General features: G+C 56.0%; 12 protein-coding genes. 8 read left to right on the top strand and 4 right to left on the bottom strand.

Annotated elements, in window-relative coordinates; genetic code table 11:
* Positions 1–48 precede the first annotated feature (48 nt).
* Complete coding sequence (locus ABLQ08_RS31340; RefSeq protein WP_352950699.1) at positions 49–852, bottom strand: helix-turn-helix transcriptional regulator; 804 nt, start codon at positions 850–852, stop codon at positions 49–51.
* 130 nt (positions 853–982) lie between these two features.
* Here ABLQ08_RS31340 and ABLQ08_RS31335 point away from each other — a divergent pair, with 130 nt between their 5' ends.
* The 8 genes from ABLQ08_RS31335 (at position 983) to ABLQ08_RS31300 (ending at position 11556) form a co-directional block, all read left to right on the top strand.
* Positions 983–2962: a CocE/NonD family hydrolase gene (locus tag ABLQ08_RS31335; protein ID WP_352950697.1), complete on the top strand. Its 1980-nt coding sequence runs from the start codon at positions 983–985 to the stop codon at positions 2960–2962.
* A gap of 25 nt (positions 2963–2987) precedes the next feature.
* A complete protein-coding gene (locus ABLQ08_RS31330; RefSeq protein WP_352950696.1) occupies positions 2988–4553 on the top strand; it encodes an ABC transporter substrate-binding protein in 1566 nt (521 codons plus the stop codon).
* A 90-nt stretch (positions 4554–4643) separates the two neighbouring features.
* Positions 4644–5582: an ABC transporter permease gene (locus ABLQ08_RS31325; RefSeq protein WP_352950694.1), complete on the top strand. Its 939-nt coding sequence runs from the start codon at positions 4644–4646 to the stop codon at positions 5580–5582.
* Between the two features lie 11 nt (positions 5583–5593).
* On the top strand, positions 5594–6451 hold the full coding sequence (locus ABLQ08_RS31320) for an ABC transporter permease (RefSeq protein ID WP_352950692.1): 858 nt from the start codon (positions 5594–5596) through the stop codon (positions 6449–6451).
* Positions 6448–7428, top strand: a complete 981-nt coding sequence (locus tag ABLQ08_RS31315) for an ABC transporter ATP-binding protein (protein WP_352950690.1) — start codon at positions 6448–6450, stop codon at positions 7426–7428. Before ABLQ08_RS31320 ends, ABLQ08_RS31315 begins: the two co-directional genes overlap by 4 nt.
* Positions 7425–8372: an ABC transporter ATP-binding protein gene (locus ABLQ08_RS31310; protein WP_352950688.1), complete on the top strand. Its 948-nt coding sequence runs from the start codon at positions 7425–7427 to the stop codon at positions 8370–8372. Before ABLQ08_RS31315 ends, ABLQ08_RS31310 begins: the two co-directional genes overlap by 4 nt.
* A complete protein-coding gene (locus ABLQ08_RS31305; RefSeq protein ID WP_352950686.1) occupies positions 8369–10003 on the top strand; it encodes an amidohydrolase in 1635 nt (544 codons plus the stop codon). The genes ABLQ08_RS31310 and ABLQ08_RS31305 overlap by 4 nt, the downstream gene beginning before the upstream one ends.
* A gap of 8 nt (positions 10004–10011) precedes the next feature.
* The gene (locus ABLQ08_RS31300) at positions 10012–11556 is read left to right on the top strand and encodes a M81 family metallopeptidase (RefSeq protein ID WP_352950684.1); all 1545 of its coding nucleotides are present in this window, start codon (positions 10012–10014) and stop codon (positions 11554–11556) included.
* Positions 11557–11752: 196 nt separating this feature from the next.
* Here the strand turns inward: ABLQ08_RS31300 and ABLQ08_RS31295 are convergent, their stop codons facing one another.
* From ABLQ08_RS31295 to ABLQ08_RS31285, 3 genes are all read right to left on the bottom strand, one after another.
* Entirely contained in the window at positions 11753–12862 is a 1110-nt protein-coding gene (locus ABLQ08_RS31295; protein ID WP_352950682.1) for a serine/threonine protein kinase, read from the bottom strand.
* Positions 12863–13134: 272 nt separating this feature from the next.
* Positions 13135–13773 carry an isochorismatase family cysteine hydrolase gene (locus tag ABLQ08_RS31290; protein ID WP_352950680.1) on the bottom strand — a complete coding sequence of 213 codons (639 nt, stop codon included), beginning with the start codon at positions 13771–13773 and terminating at the stop codon, positions 13135–13137.
* A complete protein-coding gene (locus tag ABLQ08_RS31285; protein WP_352950678.1) occupies positions 13770–14561 on the bottom strand; it encodes an N-formylglutamate amidohydrolase in 792 nt (263 codons plus the stop codon). The genes ABLQ08_RS31290 and ABLQ08_RS31285 overlap by 4 nt, the downstream gene beginning before the upstream one ends.
* Between the last annotated feature and the right edge of the window lie 42 nt (positions 14562–14603).

The raw sequence follows: 14603 nt of genomic DNA, 5'->3' as shown, positions 1-14603 counted from the left end.
CCTGACGATCCGATGGGCAACCAGTCCCTTCAGCCTCAGATATGAGGGTCAAAACAGAATGCTTCCGGAGGTGTCCGGCATTTCGGAAGCTGAAGGCGCTTCCAGGTATTTTCTGATTGTCAGATCGATACGCGTGCTGTGAAGCGAATAGATTCCGCAGGCTGAAATTGCGTCCCGGGCGGTGACCCGTTCATCAAGGCGTTTCCAGATCGCTTTGGCTGCATAAGGACGCGGATAGGGACGCCAGGCGACGCCCATTGTCATTCCACGCAGGTATTTCAGTTGTTGGCGATGGGCGGAGAACAGGATCGTCTGTGCCACGCTTCCATTGCGGGCCCTTTCGTGTTCGGTCACGAATATCCGGTTGCCCCGCATTGTGACCAACCCGTCGTATCGCGAGATCTGCCGGATGCTCTTGTCGGTCGATGTCGCGTTCTCAAGTGATCGCGATTGAATGAACCCGTCCTTTTCACGAAATTGAATCAACGAGCAAAAAATCATCCCGTCCCAGGAAGGTGTGCGAAAAAAAGAGTGATAAAAACCAAGATAGCGTTTCAGGTTGCGGTGCTGGTCCCGGAAGGGTTCCAAGAAATTGTCCGAAGATGTCAGTGAGCGGTTGCGGGCTGATTCTGAAATCCAGTTGTCGAACTGGTCGAGTGGCGCAAACAGGCGAGCTTCGGGGAGGTCAAAATACCGGGCTATGCGCCGCAGATTGTGGGCCGACGGCATGCTTGTCCCGTTGAGATAGCGATTGAACTGCTGGCGATTGATGCCAATCGCCCGACAGATCTGGGCAACGCTGCCGAACTCGGCGCACAACGAACGCAAATTTGAAGAAAAATTTTCTTGCATGCGCATATCCTTCGCGAGTTGACGCGCTTTAGATGCATTAAGCATCATATAGCGTCTTATCGCACAGTTTCATTTCGAACGAAATCGTCATTTCCTGTCGGCACTATCCAAGTGCCGGTCGGTGAGGGACATGCCTGTGAACGTAATCGAAAACGAGTGGGTGACCATGCCTGACGGCCGTCGTCTGGCCGCGCGTATTTGGTTGCCGGAGGCAAATGATCCGGCCCCCGCCATTCTGGAGTATCTGCCTTATCGGAAGCGGGATGGCACGGCACAGCGAGATGAAACAACGCATCGCGTTTTTGCAGAAGCGGGTTATGCCTGTGTGCGGGTTGATATTGCCGGCACTGGAGACAGTGAAGGGCAATTCGATGACGAATATTCCGAGCAGGAGCTGAGCGACGGAGAGGCAGTTCTCGCCTGGATTGCCGATCAGATCTGGTGCAATGGCGACATTGGCATGATCGGAATTTCTTGGGGCGGTTTCAATGGACTGCAACTTGCGTATCGGCGGCCTCCCGAGCTCAAGGCAGTCGTGAGTGTTGCCTCGACAGTTGATCGCTACGCTGACGATATCCATTACATGGGCGGATGTCTTCTAAGCGACAATGTCAATTGGGCAAGTCAGATGTTCGCCTATCTGACCCGTCCGGCTGACCCGAAACTGCGTCCGGACTGGCGAGAAGACTGGATCCGGCGATTGGAGCGGGTGCCGTTCAGCGCCGCTGAATGGCTGTCCCACCAGACACGCAATGCCTATTGGAAACATGGGTCTGTTTGCCAGGACTGGCCCAAAATAGAAACACCGGTACTGGCCATTACCGGATGGGCCGATGCCTATGTAAACGCACCACCTGCTCTGGTCGAAAATCTCTCGGTGCCTGCCAAGGCGATTATCGGCCCATGGGAACATCGCTATGCCCATATCTCGAAACTGGATCCGGCGGATTTTCATTCCGAGGTGATCGGCTGGTTCGATCGGTGGCTGAAGCTTGAAGAAAACGGCGCGGAGGATCTGCCCGACTATCGCACTTTCATGCAGGAGCATTTTGATCCGAAAGCCCGAAACAGCCCTCGCAAGGGGCGTTGGATCGCCGAAGCAACATGGCCGTCGCCCAATGTAGCGGACCGGATCTGGCATCTTGCACCCGAAGGGTTTTCCGAGGTGGTCTCAAACGAAGTGATGTCCGTAAATTCTCCCGCTCATTTGGGGCGGTCAGGTGGATACTTTTGTCCGGGAATGCGAATTGACAATGAGTTGGCCGAAGATCAGGGGCCGGATGACGCCATATCGCTTTGTTTCGACTCTGCCCCGCTCGAGGAACCGCTTGAACTTCTTGGGCGTCCTTGCCTGAAATTCGCCTTTTCGGTCGATAAACCGACAGCGCAGCTGGTTGCCCGTTTGTGTGATGTTTCGCCTGAGGGAATATCGCAGCGCATCACCTACCGTCCGCTCAATCTGACGCACTTCAAAAGTCATGAAGAGCCAGAAGTGCTGGAGCCCGGGCGTATCTATGAAGCCGAGATCCTGCTGAATGAATGCGCCCATCGCTTGAGGGCCGGGCATATCCTTCGGTTGGCGTTGTCGACCTCTTATTGGCCGATTGTATGGCCTGCAGCTCAGAAAAGTGAGGTGACGCTGCACCTTCAGGGCTGCACACTCCATTTGCCCGTGCGCGAAGTAGACTTGGAACCTGATCCGGCCAATCCGGATCCGGCGCAGGATTTCCCCGAGCTCTGGTTTGAGGAACTCCGGTCGCCATCCTGTACTTCAACACGCCAGATGAACGGGAATGGTGTGCTGACCCTTGATACGTTTGACGACTACGGCAAAGGGCGCGACCCCGGTCACGGTCTCGTCACGGGCAGCGATGTTCGCATGCACTATGCGATCCATCCTGACGACCCGGCAACAGCCCGGTTTGAATCCAGCTGGCGTTTCACCTTCGAGCGCGACGGTTGGGAGGCGGCAATCGAAACTGAAAGCACGATGCATTGTGACGCCCGGAATTTTTACTTGCACCGGAGACTGCGCGCGACAGAAAGCGCGGAAAAAAAAGAAGTCATGACGAAGGAGTGGTCCGAAACCATTCCGCGCGGGCTTCTCTGATCTCATAGTTCCAAGGGAGGAGAATATGAAAATCGAATGGATGAACGCATCTGTGGGACGCCGAAGCTTTCTGAAAGGGGCGACCGTTCTCGGAGCAGCAACCGTATTGCCGATGGGTTGGGAAAACCGAGCCACCGCAGCAGAAGAAGGTGTTTTGCGGGTACGCTCGTACGGTGACGTCAGCACGCTCGACCCTGCCCATTCTGTTGGTGTGGTGGACGAAGAGGTTCACGCTGCTGTCTACAACAAGCTGATCCAATACAAACCGGGAGACGAGTGGGGTTGGCAACTGGATGCCGCATCAATGATTGAGCAGGTGGATCCGACCCATATCAAGTTCGCGTTGCGAGATGATATCGGATTTACCAACGGCTTTGGCCCGATGACCGCAGAAGATGTGAAATTCAGTTTCGAGCGTGTCGTGGATGATGCAACCAACAGCCCTAACAAACCCGACATGGGGCCGTTGAACAGTGTCGAAGTGACCGGTGAACGTGAAGGAACGATTGTCCTCAAAGAACCGTTTGCACCGATCTGGTCGATTGCCTTGCCTTACATCACGGGCAACATCCTGTCGAAAGCGGCCGTTGAAGCTGCGGGCGGTCGGGTTGGAACGGATCCGGTCGCTGAATCCGGCCCCTATCTGCGGGACAGTTGGAGTCCAAAGGAAAAAACCGTTCTCAAACGCAATCCGGACTGGAAGGGCGATGTACCTGCTTGGGAAACGGTTGAAATCTATCCGATCGATGACGAGAACACCGCTGAAATTGCATTCGAGGCTGGAGAACTTGATGTGACCCGAGTCTCGTTGGGCTCGGTTCAAAGATACCGCGAGAGTGTGCCAAACGGAGGTTCACTGGTCGAGAAGCCTTCGCTTTACTACGTCTGGCTTGGAATGAACGTGGACCATCCGAAGCTGCAAAATCAAAAGCTTCGTCAAGCTATTCAATATGCCGTGGACGTCCCAAGTATTCTTGAAGCCGCCTATTTTGGTGCTGCTGAGCCTTCGACGGGAATTATCGCGCCAGGTCTCGCGGGCCATCGACCGGCGTCTCTTGTTCCCGCGGCAGCCAATTTCGAAAAGGCGGCGCAGTTGTTGGCGGAGTCCGGTGAAAGCAACGTCACTTTGACCCTTGATACGCTAAACAAGACGACATTCACGACGACGGCACAGATTATTCAGGCCACGCTGGCGCAGATCGGGATTACCGTTGAAGTGAACGTGCTTGAGTCGGGTGCCTTCTGGGCTTCGGGCGAAAATGAAAACCTGCAGCTCGTGCTCAACCGGTTCTCGATGACACCCGACCCCTATTATGCGACTGCCTGGTTTACACCAGAGCAGATCGGCAAATGGAACTGGGAACGGTTCAACAGCCCCGAGTTCAATGAAATCCATAACACCGCCTATCAGGTGACTGATGTCGCGAAGCGGGCGGAAATGTACCAGCGTGCGCAGGATCTGATGGAGGAAAGCGGTGCATATCGCTTCATCACTCATGAAGCGACGCCCGTTGTACACGCTGCAAGGGTGATCCCTGCCATGCGTCCCGACGGACTGTCATTGCTGCGCTATTTTGGCAAGGCTTCCTGATTGCTTCCGAAAGTCAGGGCGCGGTGATCAATTGAAGATGCCTATCGCGCCCCAACCGACGGTCGCTTAGCCAAAGGGAGCCACGCGGCTATGATTTACTTCGCGCTAAGGCGTTTTGCGCTGGCGTTGCTAATCCTGTTCGTCGCTGTGACAGCGATGTTCCTGATGATCCGCGCAGTGCCGGGGGATCCGGTGCAGATCATGCTCGGTCCACGCGCCACGCCGGAGTTGCAGGCCAAGTTGACAGCGGAGTTGGCACTGAACCAACCGATCTGGAAACAACTTGCGATATTCTATGGAAATCTTCTGACAGGCGACTTGGGTATCGATGTTTTTTCCGGCCGTTCCGTGACGGAGATCGTGTTTCAGCAGCTGCCGTTTACGCTTGAGTTGATCCTTGCGTCGATCCTTTGGTCGGCCAGCTTGGGAATCGCACTCGGTGCCTACGCTGCGGCTCATCCCAATACACTGATTGATCGAATTGCGGCCGCGCTATCGGTGAGTTTTGTCGCTGCACCAGCCTTCGTTGTCGCCTTGTTGTCATTGCTGGTTTTCGCGGTGCACCTTCAATGGTTTCCCGCCATCGGAGCGGGTGAGGGGTTCTGGGGGCGGCTTAATCACCTCGTACTTCCGGCCTTTGCCATTGGTCTCAGCTGGGTCGGCTACATCGCCCGACTTGTCCGCGCTTCCATGCTGGAGGTGATGGGGGAAAATCACATTCGCACTGCCCGAGCGTTTGGCCTGAGCGAACGACGCGTTGTGATGGTCTATGCTCTACGGATTGCCATTTTGCCGGTGGTTACCGTGATCGGGGTCGGCATGGGCTTTCTGCTCAGCTCGGCCGTTTTCGCCGAGATCGTCTTCGCCCGCCCTGGTCTGGGGAAACTGGTCATCGATAGCATTACCACCCGGAATTATCCGATCGTGATGGGATCGGTGTTGATTTCGACCGGACTGTTTGTGGTTTCGACAGCTTTGGCTGACCTCGTCAATGCCTGGCTCGATCCCCGCGCTCGCGTGCAAAACTGAGGACGCGCGACATGGAAAAATCCCGTTCCGAATTCAGCCAGATCATCCGCGGTATTGCGCGCGACCCGCTTGGGTTAATGGGTCTGATAATTGTGGGTACGATTGTGGTATGTGCGGTCCTGGCGGTCTGGATTGTACCCTATGATCCGATTGCCTTGAACATCAAGGATCGGCTGCAAGGTCCATCCACGGCCCATCTCCTGGGCACCGATCAGTTAGGTCGCGACACGTTTTCCCGCGTGATCATGGGAGGTCAGGTCGCACTGAAAGTTGCTCTTCCGGCGGTTTTTGGCGCAATGGCCATCGGCCTGACACTGGGAATGATCGCAGGATATGGTCCGAGATGGCTCGACAACTTGTTGATGCTGCTGTTCGACACCATTCGATCCTTTCCGACCGTGATGTTCGCGTTGGCCGTTGTCGCACTGGTTGGCCCCAGCCTTCAGACCGTGGTTTTTGTGGTGATGGCAACCTCGATCCCGACTTACGGGCGGGTGGCGCGCACACAAACACTCACTCTTCGCAACTCCGAGTTCATTCTCGCGGAGCGCTCGATGGGCGCCAGCGTTGCCCGCATTCTGGGCGTACACATGCTGCCAAACATCGTGGGTGTGCTGGCGGTTCTGGCTGCGATGGATATTCCGACGGTGATCGCCCTTGAAGCCGGGCTTTCCTTCCTGGGATTGGGCGTGAAGCCGCCAACTCCCAGCTGGGGTGCGCTGTTGAAGGATGGTTATGCGCTGATCCGCCAGACACCCTGGCTGGTGGTCGGGGGAGGGCTTCCTATCATTCTGGCCACACTGGGTTTCACATTCCTGGGAGAATCCTTGCGTGACGTGGTCGACCCGAAATTGAGGAAACAGCGATGACCGAGACTTTGTTGGAAATCGACAACCTCAATGTCGACTACGAAACGGCCCGTGGTGACCTGAAGGCGCTTCGCGATATCTCTTTTGATGTCGGTAGGGGCGAGATTGTAGGCATTGTCGGGGAATCGGGATGTGGCAAGTCCACGCTTATCTCTTCAATCTTGCGATTGACCGCGCCAAACACCCGGTTCCGCCAGGGTGAAATACGGTTCAAGGGCGAGGACCTGTTGCGCCTGCCCGAGCGCAAGATGCGCGACCTGCGTGGTGCAGACATCTCGATCGTGTTTCAGGATCCGATGCAGACACACAATCCGGTTCTGAGCATCGGCCGGCAGATGGTTGACATTCAGCACCGTTCACGGGCGTCAAAAGCGGAAAAGCGCGAACTTGCCTCACAGATGTTAGGTGCGGTTGGCATTCCAGATCCCGAAGCCCGACTTGACCAGTTTCCGCACGAATTTTCTGGCGGTATGCGTCAGCGGATTGCCATCGCCATGGCGCTGATGAGCGAGCCTGATCTGCTTATAGCGGATGAACCGACCACGGCATTGGATGCAACGCTGGAAGTACAGATCATCGAACGACTGAAGGAGTTACAGCAGAAGTTTCACTGCGCAATCCTGTTCATCTCCCACCATTTGGGCGTGATTGCTGAACTATGCGACCGGGTGGTCGTCATGTATGCGGGCGCGGTTGTGGAAAGCGGAGACGTTCGCGAGATCTTTCACAACCCCAAACATCCGTATACTCGCCGGTTGATCGAATGCGACCCCGGTCACATCAAGGAACGGGCGCGTGTGCTTCCTACCATTCCCGGTGAAGTGCCGGATCTGGCCGAATTGCCCGATGGCTGCGTTTTTCGTGAGCGCTGCAATCAGGCGGTGCACCGCTGCGCTTCGGAGGTTCCTCCCCTGGAGCTTCTCAAAGGAGGGCATTACGCCGCCTGCTGGCTGAATCGGGTGGAGGTAGAGGTATGAGCCTGCTGAATGTTGCCGGTCTGAAAACGAGCTACGGCCAGCTCAATGTACTTGCCGGCGTCAGCTTCCAGGTCGATCCAGGTGAGACATACGCGCTTGTCGGCGAAAGTGGTTCGGGAAAAACCACAGTCATTCGAGCCATTGCAGGTTTGGCTCCCGCGCAGGAAGGCTCGGTGATGTTTGGTGGACAAGAGATCCGAGGGTTGCCGGAACGGTCATTGCGCCCGCTGCGCAAGGACATTGCAATGATGTTTCAAGACCCCGTAGGTTCTTTGTCGCCCAGATTGACCATCCGCAGCCTGATCACGGAACCCTATCGGATTCAGGGTATGAAGAACCGGGATCTGGACGCAGAAGCCAGGCGCCTTCTCGAAATGGTCAATTTGCCCGCGCATTTTGCAGATCGATATCCCTACCAACTGTCGGGTGGACAGGCGCGCCGCGTGGGTGTTGCCCGAGCTCTTGCGCTGGAACCTCGGTTGATCCTGGCGGATGAACCGACTGCGGGACTGGATGTGTCGGTTCAGGGCGAGCTTTTGAACCTTTTGAACACTCTGCGTGAACGACTTGGATTGGCGATGGTGATTATCACCCACAATCTCAACGTTGTGCGTCATGTCGCCGACCGCATGGGCATCATGTATCTGGGGCGACTGGTCGAGGAGGGGACGACCGAGGCAATCTTTGCCGATCCGCGCCATCCATATACGCGTTGCCTGCTCAGTGCCAATCCAGAACCCGATCCCGATGCGCGACTTGAGCGGATCGCGTTGAAAGGGGAGCCTCCCAGCTTGCTTCACCGACCTTCGGGTTGCGAGTTTCGCGACCGCTGTCCCGTTGCCCAGGACATCTGCCTCCAGACGCCGAACTGGGAAGTTGATCATGGCCATGGGGTGCGCTGTCTGGTGCCACTGTCCTCGCAGTTGAGAACAAGAACAACATGACGAGCACACTTTTTTTCAACGGTCCGATACTGACGATGGACGCTCGGAACACCATGCCTGAAGCGGTATTGACCGAAGGCGAGACAATTCGCGCAGTCGGGTCGGAATTGGATCTGCGCGCCCGTATGCCTTCTGAGGCCAGAGAATGCGACTTGAAGGGAAAAACCCTGATCCCCGCATTCATCGATCCGCATGGGCATTTTCCGGATCCGGGATTCATTCGGTTATTTCGAGCGGATTTGTCAGCTCCGCCACGCGGAAATTGCACTGACATCGCAACGGCATTGGATCGGTTGCGGATAAAGGCTTCTCAGACACCTCATGGCGAATGGGTCATGGGAGTTTTGTTCGACAACACGGCAATTGCCGAAGGACGGATGCCGACACGGTGGGAATTGGACAGTGTGTCGGATGTCCACCCGGTCTGGGTCATTCACGCCTCTGGGCACAATGGCGTGGCAAACTCCCTGGCACTCGAGCGTCGGGGCGTCGATCGTGATACCCCTGATCCGCTCGGCGGCCGATTTGGCCGGGATCCCGGAACAGGAGCATTGACCGGTCTGGTCGAAGGCCTGTCGGCCATGGGGGAAATGGGGGATACCGATTTTCTGATTGACCGGGACCGGTTCTGGAAAGGTTTTTACGCGACACGCGACGAGTATCTAGAGCACGGCGTGACCTATGCGCAAAATGCCTGGGCCACACGAAAGATGCTTGATCATTTCAACTCATTGCCAGCCGATGAAGATCCTGGCATCGACCTTGTCTTGCTGCCCATCGGGGAGCTGGAACCGGAGCTGACAAGTGGCCCCAACGCGCTGAACTGGTCCGGCAATCCGCATTTTACGCTGGGGCCTCGCAAGCTGTTCACTGACGGGGCGTTCCAGTTGCAGACGGCTTTCCTGAGCCAGGCCTATCATCAGCCCGTTGATCCGGATCATCCTCGCGGAATGTCCTATGCCGAATTTGACGACCACAGGCGTGAAGTCGCAAAGTTGCATAACCTTGGATACCAGATCCATTGCCATTGCAACGGCGATGCAGGTTCGCAGATGTTTATCGATGCAGTCGAAGCGGCACTTGTTGCGAACCCGCGCGAAGACCACCGGCACACCATAATTCATGGCCAGACCCTTCGGGATGATCAGCTGGAAAGGATGGCGCGACTCGGAATTTCAGTCAGTTTCTTCTCCGCCCATGTCTACTATTGGGGAGACCGGCATCGCGATACCTTTCTGGGACCAGAACGCGCTGAAAGGATTTCCCCGGCTGCATCCGCGGAAAGGTATGGGGTTCGTTACACGATCCACAACGACGCCTCGGTGACACCCACTCGCCCGATCCATCTTGCTGACTGCGCGGTGAACCGGATTACCGCAGGTGGCCGGCTTCTGGGTGCGGATCAGCGGATTAGCGTCCTTTCAGCCATTCGTGCGCAGACCCTGGATGCAGCGTGGCAGGTTTTTCAGGAACATGTCCGTGGTTCGATCGAAGTGGGAAAACTGGCGGATTTCACAATTCTGGACTGCAATCCACTCGAAGACAGCACGCAGCTCAGCACCACCAGAGTTGTACAGACAATCAGGCGGGGGCAGGTGGTTTGGCCAATGTCCCGCAATCAGGAACAGTAAGAAGATACATGCCCGGAAATGAACAGCGGAGACCGCGGATCGCAATCGCAGGTTTCCAGCATGAAACGAATTGTTTTGGTGTGTCCAAAGCTGGGTTGCCGGAATTCGAGATGGCGGATTCCTGGCCTGCGATGCTGCACGGGGCCGAAGTGGTTTCTCAAACGAAAGGCATGAATTTGCCGATAGCGGGATTTGCGGAAGCCGCTTTGGAGACAGGCGTGGATCTGGTGCCGATTCTATGGTGCGCGGCTGAGCCATCGGCCCAAGTCACGGATCATGCCTTCGAGGCGATCAGCGGGATGATCCTCGACGGTTTGAGGCAGGCGGGCACTTTGGAGGGGATCTATCTTGATCTGCATGGTGCCATGGTCACGGAAAGCCACGATGATGGCGAGGGAGAACTGCTGCGCCGCGTGCGTGAGCTGGTCGGCCCGGATCTGCCTATCGTCATCAGCCTGGATCTGCATGCCAACGTCTCGCCAGAGATTGTGGATCGGTCTTCGTACATAACGATTTTTCGCACCTACCCGCATCTGGACATGGCAGAGAGCGGTGCAAGGTGTTTGTCCGGATTGCGCCAATTGCTTGACGGCAACATCTTGTTCAAGAAGTTTCGGCAAATTTCCTACCTGATCCCGTTGCACGCACAGTATACCGGCACGTCTCCGTGCAAGGACCTTTATGATTTGTTGCCGAACCTGGAAAGATCCGGTGTTCAAGCCGACATTGCACTCGGTTTTACGGCAGCAGATCTGCCAAATACCCGGCCGTCTTGTGTGGCATACGGCAACACAGAGGATGCGGCTGTTTCGGCAGTTGATCGGATTGCGGTGCTGTTTGATCAGGTCGAGAAACACGTCGACCACGCCATGTACGCTCTTTCCGACATCAAGGCGCTCATACGGAACGGTTCGGTTGATAAACCGGTCATCCTTGCTGATGTACAGGACAATCCTGGCGCCGGGGCGACGTCGGACACGACGGGTCTATTGAACGCACTCGTCGATTGTGGTGCGCAAAGAGTATTGATGGGTTTGTTCCATGATCCGGAAGTTGCTGCGGCTGCACATGCCCATCGGCGGGGATCGGTCTTGCGTATCAGCATTGGCGGCAAGTCCGGATTGCCGGGTCAAACTCCCTTTGAAGCCGATTTTGAAGTGATTGCGTTGAGCGATGGCGTTTGCCGCTATTCCGGTGAGATGTACGGCGGTGGCATCGCGACACTGGGCGAGACTGCAGCACTAAGGCTCGTCGGATCAGAGGCAGATATCGACGTTGTTGTGACGAGTATTCGAACGCAGTGTCTTGATCTTGCGCACTTCACTCACCTGGGGCTGCAACCAAGCAATTACAAAGTGATTTGCGTGAAAAGCACGGTGCATTTCCGTGCTGCCTTTGAGGATATTTCAAGCGCCGTGTATTCCATTTCGTCACCGGGCGCGTTTCCTTGCGACCTGAGCGCAATTCCGTATCAAAACCTGCATCAGGAAATAAGGCCGGCACCAATTGGAAGTCGAGAAATTTCCGGTTACCTCGACAAGGAAGATGCCTGAGCCGTTCAAATTTCGGCGTGCTGCGTGATTACCCCGTTTCCGATAACATTCAAATATTCCTGTCGTGTGTCACCAGTCCGACCCATTGCCTGATGGCGCAAAACTCTTGCCCTCTAAGCGGTGTTCTGAACAGCACAAACAAAATGGCCACCTGCAGATCCAGCAGGTGGCCATTATTAGGTCACTCCAGGAAGCATCAAAGATGCGGGAAATAGTCCTCGCACTCGCCTTCGCGGTAGACGTCCGCGGTGCAGCAATGAAGGCCGCCACCAAAGGCATAAGCGTCGCGCAACTCCACCTCGACAACTTCCATGCCCAGCTTGTCCATCTGCTCGGCCTGATAGACTTCGGACTTCTCGACGCAGACGGTCTTCGGGTCGAGGACCAGAACGTTCATCGACAGCCAGGTGGAGGAATAACACAGCGGCGGTGGCGAATTGTGAGCCGGCTGTGCCGCATCGACAATCTCCCAACCGTTCTTTTCGAACATCCCGCGCTGTTCTTCCGGCAGGCGGCGCTGAGGATTGTTCAGGATCAGGCCCGGGCGCAGCGGCGTGAAGGTTGCGTCAATATGGATCGGGTAAGGATCACCCGGGAAGTTGACTGTGTGCACGCGATGGTTCGGGAAGTGGCGACGCAGCCATTCAATGCCCTTCAGGTTCGTTGTGAACCCGTGTTGCACTACCAGATCACGTCCAAAACGGAGCACGTCGGCGGCGTCAAACAGTGGCTCTTCTTCAGTGGTGACAAAGAACTTTTCAGCCGTCCATTCCAGGCGTTTGGCAACGCCGATTTTTTCGCTGAGATAATCGGCGTGATAGTCCGCATCCGTCAACCGCGGCTTCGGCGCGCATTCATGGCGGAAATTCGGGTCTTCATTGAAGTACTTCTGCATCAGCGGACGGTAGTTCAGATACTCGAACCACCGGCAGCGGTAAGACATCGTCGCTTCCAGCATCTCAGAACCGACGGTCAGCAGCACATCGCGCGGCGGCATGCAGCCAAACTGGCTGGCGGTGTGAAAGTCAGGGGTCGTTACCGGCTGCGAATGGTCGATTGCGGTCGGGCGGTCGACACGGATGCCGAAGCCTTCGAGCTTCGCTGCAAAATTGTCCAACAGCTCGTTTGCCCGGTCGATCGTTTCCTGCGGGCGGCGCCCCCACTGACCGCGCATGTCGCTGTCCTCGGGAACCTTGGCGTCCAGCGCAGGTTCCTCAGGCGGAATATGGCAATCGTCAGCACGGCCGACAATCACATGTTTTAGTGGATCCCATTCGTTCCAGCTGTTCACGACGGTCTTGTTCATTTCTGCCCTTCTTCACGTATCGATCGTCTAAACGCCTATAGGGAGAATTTATTTCGCAGACAAGACTTGGGCATTACCAAATCGTCTGATCGTGGTTTCTTTGTTAGCCGTCTTGGTGATCTGCCCAATGGAGCTGTCACGGTTTCAGCCTCTGGCTGGATCTCGCTGCTGGAACCATCGTTGGAATGAACACCAGCCAAACCCTTTGGACCGGTATCAGAACAGACCATGTCCAGATGCCGATTAGTATCGCTTGTCCGGAGCGTGCCGTATCAGCCCTGCAGCTCCGCAATCAGCTCATCAGTTGTCACCTGGCGGCAGTAGCCCTTTATTGCTCTCAGAGAGTTGTCGTGCCGTTCCTGCGTGTAGGTCAGGCAGGCGTCGGTGACCTGGGTGACGAGGTAGCCGAGATCGCAGGCGTCGCGAATGGCGCCTTCCACGCACTGGTCCGTCACAATGCCGCTGATCACCAGCTGTTTCACGCCAAGATTGCCCAGTACATAGTGGATATGCGTCGATACGAAGACCGAGGATGAGGATTTCGGAAAGTGGATTTCGTCCTCTCCTGGAGCCAGTTCATCAATGGTCTTGGCATCCCACGAGCCTTTGGGGACGTTGAAGCCGGTGATCTTGTAATCGAGACTGCGATCCCGTCCGTCCTTGGTCAGACTCTCGATTGTCGTGTACATGACTTCCACGCCTCCTTGGCGGCAGGCGGCCTGGAGGCGCTGCATGTTTGGGATCACACGGTTGTAGAGCTGGGAAAAGAACCAGCCATATTCGGCATCGAACTCGGCGTCGGACAGACCCGCAAACTCCGCGCCCTTGCGATGTGCGGCGAAATTCTGGACATCGATGAACAGCAGTCCGGATTGCTCCGGTACCAAAGGAACGTCACGGGTCAGTTTCATTTTGCTTGCTCCAGAACCCTTTGGAATGCGGCGGTCAGATGAGCCGCCCACATATCCTGCCCTTCGGGCGATTGAATAAGATCGTTACGAATTTCGATAAGACAGTGTGAAAGGCCGCGCGGCTCTGCGTGGCGCGGGATAAACCAGTCGCTGTCTTCCTCGATCATGTAAGGCACATTCATGCCGATCAGCAGCCTGTTGTCACGATAGCGGATCGTTTGTGCAATCGTTTCCGCGGTCCGAGGATCGGCACGGGACAGAAGGCCGAGATGCCAGGGGCGGGGCTTGCCGAGATAAACCGGCGTGAAGGAATGGATCGCAAAGGCAGCGCGTCTCGGCGAAGCTTCCAGCAGGTTGGTCAGGGCAGCATCATAGGGGTCGAAAACCGCCTGCTTGCGCGCCAGCCGATCCGCCTCGGTCAGATTTCTGTTGCCCGGAATTTCAACATCTTCGCTGATTTCCGGTGTGGCATCCGGCGCTTCGAAAGGACGATTGCAGTCATAAACGAGCCGTGAATAACGCTGGCTCACCAAATCGGCCCCCAGATTGCCGGCGATCCGCTCGGCGACGGCCAGGGCGCCGATATCCCAGGCAATGTGACTGCTGAGTTCTTTCTGCCCAAGACCGAGTGTTCCAAGGGCATCCGGTATCGTTCGCCCTGCATGTTCGCAAACAATCACGACAGGAGACCCTGACGTACCTGTTCTGCACTCGACAGGATCCACGTCGGTTTGCACGAACAGTTTTTTGCCGAGATTTTCTGCCGAATAGGCTGCTTCCTTGAGCATGCAGAGCTCCAGAGCGATTTGATAATTTTTTTTCATATCGTC

Origin of the sequence: Roseibium sp. SCP14, from assembly GCF_040329475.1 — a bacterium.
Classification (GTDB): domain Bacteria; phylum Pseudomonadota; class Alphaproteobacteria; order Rhizobiales; family Stappiaceae; genus Roseibium.
The sequence above is the reverse complement of the archived record's forward strand: the minus strand, read 5'-3'. Positions and strand labels throughout refer to the sequence as shown.

Bases quoted from the DNA above. Each gene is read 5' to 3' on its own strand.
- ABLQ08_RS31340 (WP_352950699.1), bottom strand. From the start codon at position 852: ATGCAAGAAAATTTTTCTTCAAATTTGCGTTCGTTGTGCGCCGAGTTC.
- ABLQ08_RS31335 (WP_352950697.1), top strand. From the start codon at position 983: ATGCCTGTGAACGTAATCGAAAACGAGTGGGTGACCATGCCTGACGGC.
- ABLQ08_RS31330 (WP_352950696.1), top strand. From the start codon at position 2,988: ATGAAAATCGAATGGATGAACGCATCTGTGGGACGCCGAAGCTTTCTG.
- ABLQ08_RS31325 (WP_352950694.1), top strand. From the start codon at position 4,644: ATGATTTACTTCGCGCTAAGGCGTTTTGCGCTGGCGTTGCTAATCCTG.
- ABLQ08_RS31320 (WP_352950692.1), top strand. From the start codon at position 5,594: ATGGAAAAATCCCGTTCCGAATTCAGCCAGATCATCCGCGGTATTGCG.
- ABLQ08_RS31315 (WP_352950690.1), top strand. From the start codon at position 6,448: ATGACCGAGACTTTGTTGGAAATCGACAACCTCAATGTCGACTACGAA.
- ABLQ08_RS31310 (WP_352950688.1), top strand. From the start codon at position 7,425: ATGAGCCTGCTGAATGTTGCCGGTCTGAAAACGAGCTACGGCCAGCTC.
- ABLQ08_RS31305 (WP_352950686.1), top strand. From the start codon at position 8,369: ATGACGAGCACACTTTTTTTCAACGGTCCGATACTGACGATGGACGCT.
- ABLQ08_RS31300 (WP_352950684.1), top strand. From the start codon at position 10,012: ATGCCCGGAAATGAACAGCGGAGACCGCGGATCGCAATCGCAGGTTTC.
- ABLQ08_RS31295 (WP_352950682.1), bottom strand. From the start codon at position 12,862: ATGAACAAGACCGTCGTGAACAGCTGGAACGAATGGGATCCACTAAAA.
- ABLQ08_RS31290 (WP_352950680.1), bottom strand. From the start codon at position 13,773: ATGAAACTGACCCGTGACGTTCCTTTGGTACCGGAGCAATCCGGACTG.
- ABLQ08_RS31285 (WP_352950678.1), bottom strand. From the start codon at position 14,561: ATGCTCAAGGAAGCAGCCTATTCGGCAGAAAATCTCGGCAAAAAACTG.